The sequence below is a fragment of the Flavobacterium erciyesense genome (assembly GCF_018069925.1).
GTDB classification, from domain to species: domain Bacteria; phylum Bacteroidota; class Bacteroidia; order Flavobacteriales; family Flavobacteriaceae; genus Flavobacterium; species Flavobacterium erciyesense.
This window is the reverse complement of record NZ_JAGPXB010000010.1, coordinates 87,514-103,868: the sequence shown is the minus strand read 5'-3', so window position 1 is coordinate 103,868 and position 16,355 is coordinate 87,514. Positions and strand designations below refer to the sequence as shown.

Here is a 16,355-nt window from a genome sequence, read left to right as displayed (position 1 = left end):
TTATTTATCGTGTAGAATTATTGTATTGTTTTTGCAATCATCAATTAACTGATCTACTTTTTCTTTGGTTAAATGTTCCTTGTAAAAATCACCCAACTGCATCATTGGAGCATATCCACAAGCACCTAAACACTCTACTCCTCGAACTTCGAATAAACCGTCTGCTGTAGGTTCTCCAACCTTAACACCTAATTTTTCGCAAGTATAATCCATTAAGTCCTCTACTCCATTCAAACAACATGGTGATGTTTGGCAAAATTCAAACATGTATTTACCAACTGGTCGACGATTGAACATGGTATAAAACGAAACTACTTCGTACACTTCAACCGGTTTTATCGAAAGAATTTCAGCAACCTTGTCTTGCAATTCAATACTCAACCAATCATTGTGAGCATCTTGAACTTCATGCAAAACAGGAAGTAAAGCTGATTTTTGTTTGCCCTCTGGATAATGACTTATTAGCTCGTTGATGCGAGTCATCAAGGCTTCAGTCATATTTATTTCTTGTTTGTACTGTGTTCTTTCCATTTTAAATATTTTAAATTTTGAATTATAAACTTTAAATGTTTTGAATAATTTACAATTTAAAATTCATCATTTATAATTTCACTAAGCGTCTAACTCTCCCGCAATTACATTTAAACTCGACAAAATAACAATCGCATCAGATAATAACGAACCTTTAATCATTTCTGGATACGCTTGGTAGTATATAAAACAAGGTCTACGGAAATGCAAGCGGTACGGAGTTCTACTTCCGTCAGTTACCAAATAAAAACCAACTTCACCATTTCCTCCTTCAACAGGATGGTAAATTTCGGCTACTGGAACCGGAACTTCACCCATAACAATCTTAAAGTGATAGATTAAAGATTCCATGTTGTTATACACATCTTCTTTTGGAGGCAAGTAATAATCTGGTACATCAGCATGGTATTCATTTCCTGCTGGCATTTTATCCAACGCTTGACGAATAATGCTTAAACTCTCCCAAACCTCAGCATTACGAACACAAAAACGATCGTAAGTATCACCTGATTTCCCTACTGGAACGATGAAATCAAAGTCTTCGTAAGAAGAATAAGGTTGTGCAACACGTACATCATAATCTACACCAGCTGCACGCAAGTTAGGACCTGTAAAACCATAAGCCATAGCTTGTTCTGCAGTGATGGCGCCAACATTAACGGTACGGTCAATAAAGATTCTATTTCTTTCAAAAAGGTTTTCGAACTCTTTCCAAGCAACTGGAAATTCTTCTAAAAAAACATCTAATTTTCTAAAAGCTTCTGGAGACCAATCTCTTTCGAAACCACCAATACGACCCATATTTGTTGTCAAACGAGCACCACAAATTTCTTCGTAAATCTCATATACTTTTTCTCTAAACTGAAAAACATACAAGAAACCGGTGTAAGCTCCAGTATCAACTCCTAAAATAGAGTTACAAATAATATGATCGGTAATACGCGCTAATTCCATCACAATAACACGTAAATATTGTGCACGTTTTGGAACCTCGATACCTAACAATTTTTCTAAAGTCATCCACCAACCCATATTATTGATAGGTGATGAACAATAATTCATCCTATCCGTAAGCGGTGTTATTTGGTAAAAAGGTCGGTTTTCGGCGATTTTTTCGAATGCTCTATGAATATATCCAATTGTAGGCTCTGCCTCTAATATACGCTCTCCATCCATCAACAAGATATTTTGAAAAATACCGTGTGTAGCTGGGTGTGTAGGCCCTAAATTTAGAATCGAAAGCTCGCTTCCGTCTTCGTTTAGTTGCTCTGCAATTCGTTTAGCATAGCGATGCTCTGGTGGTAATAATAGTTCTGACATTTAGTTAATGTGAAAAATTATAATATTTTTTTTAGCAATTTTTGACAGTACGACCGAAGAAACGATCGTCTTTATCCGTTCTTCCGCTGTCTTCCATCGGAAACTCTTTACGCATCGGGAAAGATATCATTTCATCCATATTCAAAATACGTTTCAACTGTGGATGACCGATGAAGTTAATACCGTAAAAATCGTATGCTTCACGTTCCATCCAATTAGAACTCAAAAAGATATTGGAAATGGTTTTAATTTCAGGATTAGCGCCATTTAAATACGCTTTGATTCGGATTCTTTTGTTCTCATACCAATTGTGCAGGTGATATACCACTGCAAACTGATGATCTTCATCATTATCAGGATAATGAATACCGCATAAATCAGTTAAGAAATGAAAACGTAATGTGGGATCATTTTTCAAAAAAAGGATGATAGCAGTAATTTTATCTGAACTCGCTTCAAATGAAAATATATCTTGTTCTTGTTTGAAGTCAAAAACTGCTGAATCAAAAGTTTCAACTAGTTTTTCTTGAATTTGTGTAGTTTCTAGCGCCATTCTTTATTTGATATTATAAGAAGCTAATAATTCTTGGTATTCAGGTGAACTTCTGCGTCTCACCGATTCTGTTTTTACCAATTCTTGTAATTTCATTACACCGTCAACAATTTGCTCTGGTCTAGGTGGGCATCCTGGCACATAAACATCTACAGGAATTACTTTATCGATTCCTTGTAAAACAGAATACGTATCGAAAATACCACCAGATGAAGCACAAGCACCAACAGCAATTACCCAGCGAGGCTCAGACATTTGCTCGTATACTTGACGTAAGATAGGCGCCATCTTTTTTGATATTGTTCCCATTACTAGCAACATATCCGCTTGACGAGGCGAAAAACTCACACGCTCCGATCCGAAACGGGCCAAATCATAATGTGAAGCCATTGTTGCCATAAATTCGATTCCACAACAAGAGGTTGCAAATGGCAAAGGCCATAATGAATTGGCACGAGCCAAACCCACAACATCATTCAGTTTTGTAGCAAAAAAACCTTCACCAACAACACCTTCTGGAGGGGCAACCATAGTTACATTTGAATTACTCATCTTTTGAAAAATTATGAAGTATGAATTATGAATTGTTAGTTCATAATTTAAATTTTAAAACATCCTTTTAATATATTAGAAATTGAAATTTCAACAATTCGTAATTTCTAAGTATTCTTTATTCCCACTCGAGTGCCTTCTTTTTGATAATGTAAAAGAAACCCACCAAAAGCAACAACATAAAAACAACCATCTTTATCATTCCATCCATTCCTAGTTCTCTGAAATTTACAGCCCAAGGGTATAAAAAGATAACCTCAACATCAAAAAGAACAAATAGAATAGCTACCAAGAAATATTTAACAGAGAAAGGAATACGCGCATTACCTACGGATTCGATTCCACATTCGAAATTTTTATCCTTCACTTCCGAAGATCGCTTTGGACCTAATTTACCCGAAACTAAAATAGTACCTACAACAAAACCTACAGCTAAAATGAACTGCATAAGGATTGGAATGTAATTTAACTGATCTGATTGCATATAATGGTTTTTACGACTAACAATAAGCTACAAAGATAACTTTCAAAAAATTAAATAACAATTAAAACTTAGAAATACATGACTACTACAACGATGTAAATTTGCAATTTTTATCAATTATAAATAAGCCTTTAATAAATAATTAAGAGCTGTTTAAGCTTGATTTTTTACGAAAATGCAAATTTACGATTCCATCAATCTTTCCGATGATGCATATTCATAAAAAAAGCGTCCCGATATATTCGGGACGCCTTAAACATTCGTAGGCAATAAAAAAGTATTTTTTATGCTTAGATCACTGCTACTTTCGCAGCAACTTTTCCTTTTCTTCCTTCTTCTTCTTCGTAACTAACTCTGTCACCTTCGCGTAATTCTTCCGCGTTGATTCCTGAAGCGTGAACGAAAATGTCTTTTCCTGTTTCTTCGTCTGTAATGAATCCGTAACCTTTAGACTCATTGAAAAATTTAACTGTACCTGTACGCATTGTAATAGTAATAATAATTTATAATGTAGCAAATGTAATATTTAATACAATACGAAAAACGTTCGAGGCTTTTTATTTTGTAAAATTATTGATATTCAACGTTTTCTAGCACACTTACGTTTCCTAGGTCACTTATTTTAATTGAATATGCAACTCATTTAGCTGCGAAACATCTATTGCAGATGGCGCATCAATCATCACATCGCGACCCGAATTGTTCTTTGGGAAAGCAATAAAATCACGAATTGTTTCTTGTCCACCCAAAATCGCAACAAGTCTATCTAGTCCAAATGCTAAACCTCCGTGGGGTGGCGCACCAAACTGGAAAGCATCCATCAAGAAACCAAACTGTGCTTTAGCTTCTTCTGGAGTAAAGCCTAAATATTTAAACATTAATTGCTGTGTTTCTTTGTCATGAATACGAATAGAACCTCCACCAATTTCGTTACCATTTAAAACCATATCATAAGCATTAGCACGAACTTGACCTGGATTGGTTTCTAATAAGTGCATATCTTCTGGTTTTGGCGAAGTAAATGGATGATGCATGGCGTGGTAACGACCACTTTCTTCATCAAATTCTAATAACGGAAAATCTACTACCCATAGCGGTGCAAATTCCGCTGGATTTCTCAATCCCAAACGAGTAGCCAACTCCATACGCAAAGCACTTAATTGCGTACGTGTTTTATCTGCTGGTCCAGAAAGCACAAAAATCATATCACCTGCTTTCGCGCCAGTAATTTTTGCCCATTGTTGCAAATCATCTTGATCGTAAAATTTATCTACTGATGATTTGTAGGTCCCATCATCATTGCATTTTACATACACCATTCCTGACGCACCCACTTGAGGACGTTTTACCCAGTCAATTAACCCATCAATTTCTTTACGGGTGTAATTTCCAGCTCCTGGCACTGCTATACCTACAACTAATTCTGCTGCATTAAATACAGGAAATTCTTTATGTTGAGCAACGGCATTTAACTCTCCAAACTCCATTCCAAAACGAATGTCTGGCTTGTCATTTCCATAGGTTTTCATGGCGTAATCATAAGTAATTCTTGGGAATTTATCAACTTCAATGCCTTTAATTTCTTTTAGTAAATGTCTTGTCAATCCTTCAAAAACATTCAATATATCTTCTTGCTCAACAAAAGCCATCTCACAATCAATTTGTGTAAATTCCGGTTGTCTGTCGGCACGTAAATCTTCGTCACGGAAACATTTTACAATTTGAAAATATTTATCCATTCCACCCACCATCAATAACTGTTTGAAGGTTTGTGGCGATTGTGGCAAAGCATAAAACTGCCCTTCATTCATACGAGAAGGCACAACGAAATCTCTAGCTCCTTCTGGAGTCGATTTAATAAGATAAGGCGTTTCTACTTCACAGAAATCCAAATCAGATAAATATTTACGAACTTCCATCGCCACTTTGTGACGAAAAAGCAAACTGTTTTTAACCGGATTACGACGAATATCAAGGTAACGATATTTCATACGAATATCTTCGCCACCATCAGTTTCATCCTCTATTGTAAAAGGTGGTGTTAAGGCTGCATTTAGAATTTGTAATTCTGAAACCAAGATCTCAATATCACCCGTACTCATGTTTTTATTTTTGGCCTCACGCTCAATCACGGTACCTTTAACCTGAATAACAAATTCACGGCCTAAGGTTTTCGCCAACTCAAAAACGGTTTTTTCAGTACGACTTTCGTCAAAAATTAATTGTGTAATTCCGTAACGATCACGCAAGTCAACCCAATTCACAAATCCTTTATCACGAGATTTTTGAACCCAACCTGCCAATGTAACTTCATTATTGATATGCGTGGCATTCAACTCACCACAATTATGACTTCTATACATGTTCTACAAATTTATTATTTAAGCGCAACAACGCGGGTGCAAATTTAGGACTAATATTCAATAATGGATTGCCAAAGCTTAAATTTTACCATCAAAGCGATGGCAAACTTGAAAGCCAATGTTAAGTTTTACTCCAATGTTACCAAATTGTTAACTTAAAGTTTTTTTATTGTAAAATAGTTTTTATATTTGTGACTATAAATGAAACTTTTAAAAACCTACATCATGAAAAAATATATCATCATTGCCGTATTACTATTCACTGGAATCGTATCTGCTCAAGAAAACAACCCAAAACTAGAAGCTATTGGAGAATTAGTAAAAACAACTTACTATTATGAAAATGGAAATGTACAACAAGAAGGATTTTTCAAGAACGGAAAACTAGAAGGAATCTGGACATCGTATGCTGAAAATGGTAACAAACTAAGTGTTGCTACCTACAGTAATGGTGAGAAAACTGGAAAATGGTTATTCTGGAATGGAATCAATCTAAATGAAGTTGACTACTCAAACAATAGAGTTGCTACTGTAAAAACTTGGAAACAAGATGCGATAGTTAACAATTAACATCAAAAAATATAAAGGTTAAAAAAAAGCTTTCGAGATATTCGAAAGCTTTTTTTTTGCACCAGCATTACCATTAATAATTTAATTTGGTTTTACCATTTGTAATGCTTCACATTACTTTTGAATCCAAGGTAAAGAATTTCTCTTCTACCAAAAAATAGTATAAAATGCAGCAATTAATGACAAAACAATCAACATTCCTACTGTAAAGGCAGGGCTCATTTTAAACATTCCACGATCAATTTCAAGACCATTGGTTTTAACACCTCTTGACGTCTCGTACAAACTGATACTCACCATCCCGATTACACAAATCAAGAACACAAACCCCATACGATCAATAAACGGAATTTCATACAATCCATCTGTATTTGGCACTGCAAACCCTGTTGAATACAAAAATGATAAATCAACGACAGCTGGCATAAATTTGAAAGCAAGCGAAAGCAAGAAACCGCCAATGGTTGCAAACAAAGCCGCATTTGAAGTTGTTTTCTTCCAGAAGAAACCAAGAATAAACATGGCAAAAACTCCAGGACTTACAAAACCTGTATACTCTTGAATGTATTGAAATCCTCCCTTTTTATCAATTCCTAAAAATGGAGCCACAACTACAGCAATCAGCATCGCAACTACAATTGCCTTTTTACCAACGTTGACTAATTTTTTTTCATCAGCATCAACATTTAGTTTTGTTTTGTAGATGTCTAATGTAAAAATAGTCGCAATACTGTTCGCTTTTCCAGCAAGGGAAGCTACAATTGCTGCTGTTAATGCTGCAAACGACAAACCTTTTAAACCTACTGGAAGTAAATTCAACAAAACGGGATAAGCACGATCTGGATTTAAAGTACCGTCTTGTAGCATCTCGGAACCAAAGTACCCTTTTTGATACAATACAAAAGCGGCGATTCCCGGTAATACAACAATAATAGGCATTAACAACTTCAAGAAAGCAGCAAACAAAATTCCGTTTCTGGCAGTTTTAATATCAGCTCCTAATGCTCGCTGCGTGATGTATTGGTTACAACCCCAATAATTGAGATTGATAATTAACATACCACCAATCAAAACAGAAAGTCCAGGCAAATCCATATAACTCGGATTCGTTTTTTCAAAAATCATATGAAAGTGATCGTTTGCCTCGGTGGTCATCAAGTTAAAACCATTAATAACGCCCGTTGCTCCAAACTCTTCGGCAACCAAATTCAAGGCTAAATAAGTAGTAACCAATCCTCCTAATATCAAAAAGAAAACTTGAATAACATCCGTATAACCAATTACCTTCATACCGCCAAGCGTAATCATAACCGCGAAAAACGCCAAGAAAATCATACATAAAGTCAAATTCAATCCAGAAATACTACTGATTGCCAATGCGCCTAAATACAAGATGGAGGTCAAATTCACTAAAACATATAACAACAGCCAAAACACTGCCATAATCATGGCCACATTGCTATTATACCTTTGATTAAGATACTGCGGCATGGTAAAAATTTTATTTTTTAGATATACTGGAATAAAGAAAATAGCAACAATAATTAAGGTAAAAGCCGCCATCCACTCATAAGTAGCAATGGCTAATCCCATCTTGAAACCACTTCCGCTCATTCCGATAAACTGCTCCGCACTAATATTACTCGCAATTAATGATGCGCCAATAGCCCACCATGTGAGTGATCCCTCGGCTAAAAAATAATCCTTACTACTAGTTTCTTCTTTTTTCTTCTTGCGATAAATCCATACTCCATAACTCACAATTAAGATGAAGTAGAAGAAAAAGACAATGTAATCTTGAATAGCTAATGTTTGCATTTGTTAAATGGTTTTTGGTTTTTGGTTGGTTTTATAGTGAATGGTTGGCAATGCTCTTAATATGGCTGCACTTTTTTCTGGTGTTATATCCCGTTGCGATTCGCCCATCATTTCATATCCTACCATGAATTTTTTAACCGTTGCCGAACGTAATAAGGGCGGGTAAAAATGCATGTGAAAATGCCACTCAGGATGCGCATCACCATCAGTTGGTGACTGATGAATACCTGACGAATACGGAAAAGAAGTTTCGAAAAGGTTATCATACTTATTTGTCAACTGTTTCAATATCAGCGCGAAATCAGCAACTTCGGCTCTGGTAAAATTAGTTATTTTATTGACATTTCGCTTACTAATAATCATCGTTTCATATGGCCAAATGGCCCAGAACGGAACTAAAGCTACAAAATGTTCGTTTTCAATCACAATTCTTTCTTGGGAACGCAACTCCTCTTGCACATAATCCTGTAAAAGTGTGCGGTGGTATTGATCCCAATATTTTTTCAGACTAACTTGTGTTTTTTCAACCTGAGTTGGTAAAGACGATTGTGCCCAAATTTGCCCGTGCGGATGCGGATTACTGCAACCCATCACACTGCCTTTGTTTTCAAAAATTTGCACATGATTGATGTATGGTACAGCGCCTAAATCTGTGTACTCACGCTGCCAAGTGGCAATGATATCTTCAATTTCATACGCCTCCATTTCTGGTAAAGTCAGATGATGTTTGGGTGAAAAACAAACGACTCTTGAAATTCCTCTTTCTGGTTTAGCCTTAAAAAAACGTTCATTTTGATCTTCCTCAAAATGGATTTCTTCTTGTTTTAAAGCAGCAAAATCATTCTCAAAAACAAAGGCATTTTCATACTCGGGGTTTACTTCTCCGTTGGCACGAACGTTACCCGGACATAAATAACAAGTTTCGTCGTATTCTGGTAGTTTTTCTGTTGCTACAGATTCATTTTGGCCTTGCCAAGGTCGTTTAGAACGGTGGGGCGAAACCAAAACCCATTCATTAATCAAGGGATTGAAACGCCTATGTGGATCTTCGTTAATATCAAAATTTTTCATTCTAATCATTTATTGTTTTTACCATCCATTAACCGGAAGGTCTATTTAACACAAACTAATTTTGTGTTTAAAAATGGGTATAGTTAATGTTACGTTATTTAAAGTTTCCCAAGTTCATACAAAGAGGTGCCATTTCCGATTTTAACATCATAAATCTTTAAATCGATACCAAAAGTAGCTTTATAACCTTCAACTAATTTCGTTTTTATTGCATCTTCTTCTCCCTTTTTAATCAAATTTATGGTGCAACCGCCAAAACCGCCACCCATTAAACGCGAACCTACAACTGCCTTTTCGTTTTTAACAAAATCAACTAAAAAATCCAGTTCGTTGCAACTCACCTCGTATTCTTGAGATAATCCTTCGTGCGTTTCGAACATCAACTGCCCTAAAGTTTCTATTGCACCATTATCTAGCGCAGTACAAGCTAAAGTTACTCGTTCGATTTCTTTCACCACAAACGAGCATCTTTTAAAAACATCGGCACTCATCACGTCTTGCAATTGTTGTACATGCTCCAAACGGCAATCTCTAAAACTATTAATCTCTGGGAATTTATTTTTTAAGATAGACAAACCTTCTTCGCATTGTTCTCTTCTTTGATTGTACGCGGAAGTCATCAACGAGTGTTTCACGTTCGAATCGAATAAAATTAAGGCATAATCATTAAAGTCGGCCGTGTGGTATTCGTATTCTAAAGTTTTACAATCAATTTTAATCACTTTATTTTCGAGTCCCATTACACTCGAAAACTGGTCCATGATGCCACAATTAATACCTACCCAATGTTCTGCTTTTTGACCCATAAGCGCCATATTGATTGGTTTTATTTGCAAATTAAAAAGCGTATTAATTCCGTATAAAAAACCACATTCAAGCGCTGCCGAAGATGACAAGCCGGAACCAACTGGAATATTACTGCTAAACACACAATTAAAACCTTCAAAATTAAATCCATTATCTTGTAATTGTTTGATCACTCCCAGAAGATAATTTGTCCATTCTACTTTGCTATGACTTACTTCTACCGAAAGATCAATTATCAATTCTTCATTCAAATCCAAGGCTATAATTTTAGATTCGTTTGAATTGTTTTTGGCAAAAGCAAAGCAAATAATCTTATCAATGGCAGCGGGCAAAACATAACCATCATTATAATCAATATGTTCTCCGATGATATTAATTCGACCTGGAGAAAGCACTACCTTTTCGGGAGTTGAACCAAATTTTTCCTGAAAAAAAGCACTCGTTTTTTGTATTACTACATCATTCATAAACTTCTTATTTTATTGTATTATTGGCCTGCTACGCCTTTTGCTTGGGTTGATTATTTGACAATCAAATCGATAAAACCACTTTTTAAACCTGCTCCACTTACCTCTAATTTTGCTGTTCCAGCACTTACTTTTGATTGTACTAAAACCACTAATTTTCCGCTAAAAAGTTTCATTGTATCATTATGAAACATTTCGAGCGAGGTCGCATCACCATTACAAGCCGCTCTGTACGATGCCGCACCTGAAACTTTAAATTTTAATTGATTTGTAGCCGTAGGGCACGGAATTCCATTTTTATCAACTACTGAAACCGTAACGAACGAAATATCTTCACCATCAGCCGAGATTGTTTTTCGATCCGCCTCAAGTACAATATGATGGGGTTTTCCTGCGGTTTGAATTTTCTCCTCGGCCACTGCTTTACCGCTATCATCTAGGGCAACTACTTTTACTGTTCCCGGCTCGTACTTTACATCCATCCACATCAGGCGGTAGCGATTTTGTGGTGTGCTGTTATTTTTTTTCTGCACGCCCATACTTTTGCCATTGATAAAAAGCTCAGCACTGTTGTAATTGGTGTAGACAAAAACAGGTGTTGTTTTCCCCTCGCGGCCTTCCCAATTCCAATGCGGTAAAATGTGCAGCGTTGTATCCTTAGTATTCCAGCGACTGCGATACAAATAATATCGATCTTTGGGTAAACCCGCTAAATCATTAATTCCGAAATACGAACTTCGTGACGGCCAACTTTCGTCATAAGGTGTCGGTTCACCCAAATAATCAAAACCAGTCCAAACGAATTCTCCAATTACCCAAGGTTTATCATCTTGCAGCACAAAATCTTCATCCGGAACATTTGACCAACTGCAGGCTTCTAAATCATATGATGAAGATTGAAAATCGGGATATTGCTTCATTTTTTCTTGAACAACGGGAAATTTATAAATTCCTCGTGAACTTACTGTTGAAGCGGTTTCTGAACCCAAAATAAAACCTTGAGGGAATTTTTTTTGAGCTTCATCGTATAAATGAACTCGGTAATTGAGTCCAGGAATATCTAGTAAGGCTCCAAAACCCGATTCGATGGTAGCTTTTACCTGATCCATTCCAACGGTTACGGGACGAGTTGGATCTTCTCTATGAAATATTTCTTGCAACCATTTCGCTCTTTTCACGCCTTCTTCGCCCCACTGGTCAGGAACTTCGTTACCCGAACTCCACATCACAATCGAAGGATGATTTCCGGTAGCTCGAACTAAATTTACGATATCTTTCTCTGCATATTCTTCAAAAAAACGATGGTAGCCATTATCTACCTTTGGCTTAGCCCATTCATCAAAACTTTCTGCCAGGAATAAGAAACCCATTTCATCGGCCAACTCTAATTGTTCGAATGACGGCATATTGTGTGAACTTCGGATGGCATTGCAACCCATATCCTTTAAAATTTGCATTTGTCTACGAAGCGCCGCTTTGTTTACAGCAACTCCAAGCGGTCCCAAATCGTGGTGCAAACAAACACCTTTGAACTTAGTCACTTTTCCATTTAAGCTAAAGCCTTTGGCTGCTTCATATTTGATAGACCTGATTCCGAAAACGGTAGTATTTTCATCTTTTAACTGATCACCAACGAACAATTGCGACACTGCTTTGTATAAATACGGACTTTCGGGACTCCACAATTTCGGATTTTCTACTTTTAAATTTTGATCGAACTCTTGACCAAACGGCACTGTAGCTTCGTCAGAACCAATTTTTTTACCATCGGCATCAAAAATGGTAGTGAGTAAACGCGTGTTTTCTCCTGATACTTTCGTTTTGATGTTCACTTTTGCAACAGCATCGGTAACGAGTGGTGTGGTTACAAACTGTCCCCATTGATCGATACTTTCTTGATTCTTGATGATCACGCTTACATTTCGATACAATCCTGCACCCGGATACCAACGTGAAGCAAATTCTTTATTGGAAAGTTTTACCGCTAAAGTATTATTACCTTCTTGTGCCCATTGCGAAATATCGAAATAAAAATAACTGTAACCGTATTTCCACTCGCCTACTTTTTTTCCGTTCCAGTAAATTTCAGGCTCACTCATGGCTCCTTCAAAAAGCAAAATGATTTTTTTGCCTTGTACATCTTTTGGCAAAGTCACAGTATTACGGTACCAAGCACTACCAATGTGCGGCAAAGCTCCTGTTCTACCTGTTTTTTCAGTAGCTACAGTTTCTCCGTTTTGTACGATAGCTACCTTTTGGATATCAACATTTTTGTCAAAAGGACCGTAGATTGCCCAGTCGTGCGGAACGCTCACTTTTTGCCATTTGGCATCGTTAAAAACGACTTTTTCTGCATCAGCGTGATCGCCTTTTTGAAATTTCCAATTGGCATTTAACACCTTAACTTCTCTTAATTGAGAAAATGCAGCTTGTGTAAAAGCTAAAATTACAACCAGAAAACAGAACAATTTATTCATTTGTGAAACATTTTTTGAACCATATAAGTTATGTAAAATCAGATAAGTTTGCTACTAATTGTAGATTTTTTCTGTGTTACCTTTATCAGATATGGTTAATTTATTTTGCATTTTAATACTGATTCATTGCTCTTTAAAAGCATCCAAAGCCATTGAGGGTTTTCCGTCTGATTGCCATGCGCTCAAACTGTAACCGCTCCATGATTTGGCTCCCTGCGGTTCCCAATACATTACGCCTAATCCTTTTTGGTTCGGAACGGCTTTTACAGCTTTGATAGTTTCTGTTAATAATTCAAAGGTGTTTTGAGGTCTTTCATCCTCGCCGCCTACTTCAACCACCATAACTTCCTTACCGTAGCGAGAAACCATATCATTTAAATTAAAAGCTAAATCTGAAATGGTTTCTGAGTAGTCTTTTTTAATCCAAAACGGATAATACGAAAAACCAATCACATCATACTTGACCTTGAAAAGCGTAGCTTGGTCAAAAAACCAACGGAATTTTTCGTTATTATTTCCCTCATCAAGATGCACAATTACTTTAATTTTTGGGTCGATTGCTTTTGTAGCTTCATATCCTTCATTTAACAATTTCGCTAGTTGCTCAAAATTTGAAGTTTTACCTTCAGGCCAAAGCATACCGCCAGGAATTTCGTTTCCAACTTGGACCCATTCTGGAGTAACATTTGCTGCTTTTAGCAAACGCAGCACTTCAAAAGTATGACTGTACACATCCGCTAAAAGTTGTTTAAACGAATGATTTTCCCAGGCTTTAGGTTTGAATTGTTTGGCCGGATCAGCCCAAGAATCACTATAATGAAAATTAATCATGATGCGCATTCCCATTTTTTGAGCGCGAACTGCCATAGCAACCGTTTCGGCTGGGCTACAATGGCCGCTTGCCTTATCGTCATTTGGATTTACCCAAACGCGCAAGCGAACAGAATTCATTCCGCGATCTTTCAAAAGTTGCAGAGCGTCTTTGGGTTTTCCATCCGTATCGTAAAATTTGTAACCCGTAGCTTCCATTTGCGGCAACCAGCCTACATCGGCACCTTTGGCGAAAGCCGGAACAATAGTGGCAGTTTGTTTTGTTGAGCTACAAGAAAAAAATAGGAATGGCAACAACAGTAACAGGAAAAAATGTTTGTTCTTTATTATTTTTATCATGTTACCTTTTATTGTGCAAAAGCTTGTAAAACAGGTAAAGCTTTATTGTTGAAATCGTAAAAAGCTTGGTTCTCAAAGGTAGATCCATTGGTAGCTTGATTCCCTTTAAAAGACACCCACTCGCCACCCCAATAGGCAAATCCCTGACCGTATTCTGATGCTTTTACTAGATTTTTAATAGCTAGCACAAAACTTTTTTGACCATCAGGAGTTGCAGGATAACCAGTTACCAACTGCGATTCAAGCCCCACAATATTGTTCGTGTAATCATTCCAAGTTAGTGTAAATGGGTAGGCTGTCTCGGCAATAAGTACTTTTTTAGCAAATGTTTTTCCCAAAGCATCAATCGTTGTTTTTACGTTGTTAATTTCTTTTCCGTGCCATATTGGATAGTAGGACAAACCAATGTAGTCATAATCGACACTTTTTACTTTATTGAAGAACCAATTCGTATCCGAGGAAGAAACTCCTGCATAATGAATCATGATTTTGGTAGAAGGTTGCGCAGCCCGAACTGCTGCACTTGCCGTAGCCAACAAGGATAAACTTTGCGTTTCTTGGCTAATCAAATTACCTTGAGGCCAAAGCAAACCGCTATTTATTTCGTTTCCTATTTGAATAATATCAGGCTTAATCTCATTCATTACCGTTGTAGTGTAGGTTGTTACAGCTGTTTTAAGAGCAGTGAATGAGAGTGATTTCCACTCAGCTGGCGTTTCTTGCGCGCCAGGATCAGCCCAAGTATCCGAATAATGAACGGTCAACCAAACTTTGAAACCCGCTTGTTTTGCTTTTTGTGCTAGTGTCTTCACTTCAGCTAAACCAGAACGTCCGTTGCTTGGATTATTCCACAAACGAATTCGAACAGTATTGCATCCTGAATTTTTTAAGGTAGTTAGCATATTTTCGGGCTGGTTGTTGGCGTTGTACAACACTTTTCCTGACGCTTCTAGTTCAGGTAAATACGAAATATCTGCTGCTCGTATAAATGCATCAACAACCCCAGGAGGCGCTACCTCAGCCTCTGTTTCATTACTATTAGAACAAGAGAAAAGCGAAGCAATTGCAATGATTTTGATTAAAAAAGCTTTTTGTAGTTTCATTTTTATAATGCTTTAAATTTGTAAATAATTTTATGATAGTACAGTTCGCCCTTATCTAATTCACAAGAAGGAAAATGGGAATGATTGGGCGCATCTGGAAAATTTTGAGTTTCAAAACAAACACCGCTCAAAGCTGTATAATCAGCACCTTCTTTTCCTTTTAATTGCGAAAAACAATTTCCGCCCACGTACACATGAACAGCTGGTTGATTTGTGAAAACCGACATCTTTAAGGTTTTGGTACTGTTGTACAAGCTGGCAGCATATTCTTTAACTTGATTTAAGACGAAAGTATTGTCTATCTTGCTTGGGCAAAGTCTACCCTCTGAAAAATCAAAAGGGCAATTGGCTACATTTAAGAATTTACCCGTTGGAATTCCGGACGAAATCGTGTCTAAAATGCGTTGCGACTTAATTTTTAGTTCATGATTCACAACTGTTGCTGCTTGCCCATCTAAATTAAAATAACTGTGATGCGTCAAGTTTACAATCGTTTTCGCAGTTGTATGGGCAATATACTCTAATGCCAATTCATTCGTTTCAGTTAAAGTATAAGTTAAATCAATTTGCAGCTCTCCGGGAAAACCGTTATCGCCATCAGGACTTGTGTGACTTAAAGTAACCGAAGGGTTTTTACCTTCTGTTCGTTTTTTGATCACCCAATTTTTTTGACTGAAACTATTTGATCCGCCATGCAAGGTATTTCCGTTCGAATTGGTATCCAAATTAATTGTTGCTCCGTCCAGCGGAAAAGAACCCTTGTTGATACGACCTGCAAACCGACCTACAGTAGCTCCAAAATAAGGCGCACTTGGCAAATCAAACGATTGCAGGTATTGTTCTAAAGTTTCGAAACCTAAAACCACATCTACAATACCCTCATCCTTTAATGGCACTTTCAAACTAGTTAGCGTAGCACCGTAAGTGATAATTTTGGCTACAAGACCATTTCCATTTTTTAGTTCACATTCAAAAACAGCTGAACCATCGGCGAGAATACCAAACGATTTGACAGCAGAATTAGAATTAAAATGTGATTTATGTTTTATTTTCATGTTAAAATTATGAA

Annotated in this window: 15 protein-coding genes; 1 reads left to right on the top strand and 14 read right to left on the bottom strand. The window is 36.8% G+C overall.

Features of this window, described 5'->3' with window-relative positions; all coding sequences use genetic code 11:
- From KBJ98_RS11175 to aspS, 7 genes are all read right to left on the bottom strand, one after another.
- The gene (locus tag KBJ98_RS11175; RefSeq protein ID WP_210790725.1) at window positions 1-531 is read right to left on the bottom strand and encodes a complex I 24 kDa subunit family protein; all 531 of its coding nucleotides are present in this window, start codon (window positions 529-531) and stop codon (window positions 1-3) included.
- Between the two features lie 81 nt (window positions 532-612).
- Window positions 613-1,851, bottom strand: a complete 1,239-nt coding sequence (locus KBJ98_RS11170) for an NADH-quinone oxidoreductase subunit D (RefSeq protein ID WP_166139003.1) — start codon at window positions 1,849-1,851, stop codon at window positions 613-615.
- A 31-nt stretch (window positions 1,852-1,882) separates the two neighbouring features.
- A complete protein-coding gene (locus KBJ98_RS11165; RefSeq protein WP_210790723.1) occupies window positions 1,883-2,404 on the bottom strand; it encodes an NADH-quinone oxidoreductase subunit C in 522 nt (173 codons plus the stop codon).
- Between the two features lie 3 nt (window positions 2,405-2,407).
- A complete protein-coding gene (locus tag KBJ98_RS11160) occupies window positions 2,408-2,956 on the bottom strand; it encodes an NADH-quinone oxidoreductase subunit B (RefSeq protein WP_166138998.1) in 549 nt (182 codons plus the stop codon).
- 118 nt (window positions 2,957-3,074) lie between these two features.
- Complete coding sequence (locus tag KBJ98_RS11155; protein ID WP_166138995.1) at window positions 3,075-3,440, bottom strand: NADH-quinone oxidoreductase subunit A; 366 nt, start codon at window positions 3,438-3,440, stop codon at window positions 3,075-3,077.
- Between the two features lie 290 nt (window positions 3,441-3,730).
- Entirely contained in the window at window positions 3,731-3,925 is a 195-nt protein-coding gene (locus tag KBJ98_RS11150; RefSeq protein WP_007137066.1) for a cold-shock protein, read from the bottom strand.
- A gap of 132 nt (window positions 3,926-4,057) precedes the next feature.
- On the bottom strand, window positions 4,058-5,803 hold the full coding sequence (gene aspS / locus KBJ98_RS11145) for an aspartate--tRNA ligase (protein ID WP_210790720.1): 1,746 nt from the start codon (window positions 5,801-5,803) through the stop codon (window positions 4,058-4,060).
- A 225-nt stretch (window positions 5,804-6,028) separates the two neighbouring features.
- Between aspS and KBJ98_RS11140 the strand changes: the two genes are divergently transcribed.
- The gene (locus KBJ98_RS11140) at window positions 6,029-6,373 is read left to right on the top strand and encodes a toxin-antitoxin system YwqK family antitoxin (protein WP_210790718.1); all 345 of its coding nucleotides are present in this window, start codon (window positions 6,029-6,031) and stop codon (window positions 6,371-6,373) included.
- Window positions 6,374-6,520: 147 nt separating this feature from the next.
- Here the strand turns inward: KBJ98_RS11140 and KBJ98_RS11135 are convergent, their stop codons facing one another.
- From KBJ98_RS11135 to KBJ98_RS11105, 7 genes are all read right to left on the bottom strand, one after another.
- Window positions 6,521-8,191, bottom strand: coding sequence for a sodium/sugar symporter (locus KBJ98_RS11135; protein WP_210790716.1), 1,671 nt, complete (start codon window positions 8,189-8,191; stop codon window positions 6,521-6,523).
- Between the two features lie 3 nt (window positions 8,192-8,194).
- The gene (locus KBJ98_RS11130; RefSeq protein WP_210790714.1) at window positions 8,195-9,262 is read right to left on the bottom strand and encodes a UDP-glucose--hexose-1-phosphate uridylyltransferase; all 1,068 of its coding nucleotides are present in this window, start codon (window positions 9,260-9,262) and stop codon (window positions 8,195-8,197) included.
- Between the two features lie 98 nt (window positions 9,263-9,360).
- On the bottom strand, window positions 9,361-10,536 hold the full coding sequence (gene galK / locus KBJ98_RS11125; RefSeq protein WP_210790712.1) for a galactokinase: 1,176 nt from the start codon (window positions 10,534-10,536) through the stop codon (window positions 9,361-9,363).
- A 53-nt stretch (window positions 10,537-10,589) separates the two neighbouring features.
- On the bottom strand, window positions 10,590-13,013 hold the full coding sequence (locus KBJ98_RS11120) for a DUF4982 domain-containing protein (protein ID WP_210790710.1): 2,424 nt from the start codon (window positions 13,011-13,013) through the stop codon (window positions 10,590-10,592).
- 123 nt (window positions 13,014-13,136) lie between these two features.
- Window positions 13,137-14,183 (bottom strand): glycoside hydrolase family 53 protein, encoded by a 1,047-nt coding sequence (locus KBJ98_RS11115; RefSeq protein WP_225899118.1) that lies wholly within the window; start codon window positions 14,181-14,183, stop codon window positions 13,137-13,139.
- Between the two features lie 8 nt (window positions 14,184-14,191).
- Window positions 14,192-15,286, bottom strand: coding sequence for a glycoside hydrolase family 53 protein (locus KBJ98_RS11110; RefSeq protein WP_210790708.1), 1,095 nt, complete (start codon window positions 15,284-15,286; stop codon window positions 14,192-14,194).
- 2 nt (window positions 15,287-15,288) lie between these two features.
- A complete protein-coding gene (locus KBJ98_RS11105; RefSeq protein WP_210790706.1) occupies window positions 15,289-16,341 on the bottom strand; it encodes an aldose epimerase family protein in 1,053 nt (350 codons plus the stop codon).
- Window positions 16,342-16,355 lie beyond the last annotated feature (14 nt).

Bases quoted from the DNA above. Each gene is read 5' to 3' on its own strand.
- KBJ98_RS11175 (WP_210790725.1), bottom strand. From the start codon at position 531: ATGGAAAGAACACAGTACAAACAAGAAATAAATATGACTGAAGCCTTG.
- KBJ98_RS11170 (WP_166139003.1), bottom strand. From the start codon at position 1,851: ATGTCAGAACTATTATTACCACCAGAGCATCGCTATGCTAAACGAATT.
- KBJ98_RS11165 (WP_210790723.1), bottom strand. From the start codon at position 2,404: ATGGCGCTAGAAACTACACAAATTCAAGAAAAACTAGTTGAAACTTTT.
- KBJ98_RS11160 (WP_166138998.1), bottom strand. From the start codon at position 2,956: ATGAGTAATTCAAATGTAACTATGGTTGCCCCTCCAGAAGGTGTTGTT.
- KBJ98_RS11155 (WP_166138995.1), bottom strand. From the start codon at position 3,440: ATGCAATCAGATCAGTTAAATTACATTCCAATCCTTATGCAGTTCATT.
- KBJ98_RS11150 (WP_007137066.1), bottom strand. From the start codon at position 3,925: ATGCGTACAGGTACAGTTAAATTTTTCAATGAGTCTAAAGGTTACGGA.
- aspS (WP_210790720.1), bottom strand. From the start codon at position 5,803: ATGTATAGAAGTCATAATTGTGGTGAGTTGAATGCCACGCATATCAAT.
- KBJ98_RS11140 (WP_210790718.1), top strand. From the start codon at position 6,029: ATGAAAAAATATATCATCATTGCCGTATTACTATTCACTGGAATCGTA.
- KBJ98_RS11135 (WP_210790716.1), bottom strand. From the start codon at position 8,191: ATGCAAACATTAGCTATTCAAGATTACATTGTCTTTTTCTTCTACTTC.
- KBJ98_RS11130 (WP_210790714.1), bottom strand. From the start codon at position 9,262: ATGAAAAATTTTGATATTAACGAAGATCCACATAGGCGTTTCAATCCC.
- galK (WP_210790712.1), bottom strand. From the start codon at position 10,536: ATGAATGATGTAGTAATACAAAAAACGAGTGCTTTTTTTCAGGAAAAA.
- KBJ98_RS11120 (WP_210790710.1), bottom strand. From the start codon at position 13,013: ATGAATAAATTGTTCTGTTTTCTGGTTGTAATTTTAGCTTTTACACAA.
- KBJ98_RS11115 (WP_225899118.1), bottom strand. From the start codon at position 14,183: ATGATAAAAATAATAAAGAACAAACATTTTTTCCTGTTACTGTTGTTG.
- KBJ98_RS11110 (WP_210790708.1), bottom strand. From the start codon at position 15,286: ATGAAACTACAAAAAGCTTTTTTAATCAAAATCATTGCAATTGCTTCG.
- KBJ98_RS11105 (WP_210790706.1), bottom strand. From the start codon at position 16,341: ATGAAAATAAAACATAAATCACATTTTAATTCTAATTCTGCTGTCAAA.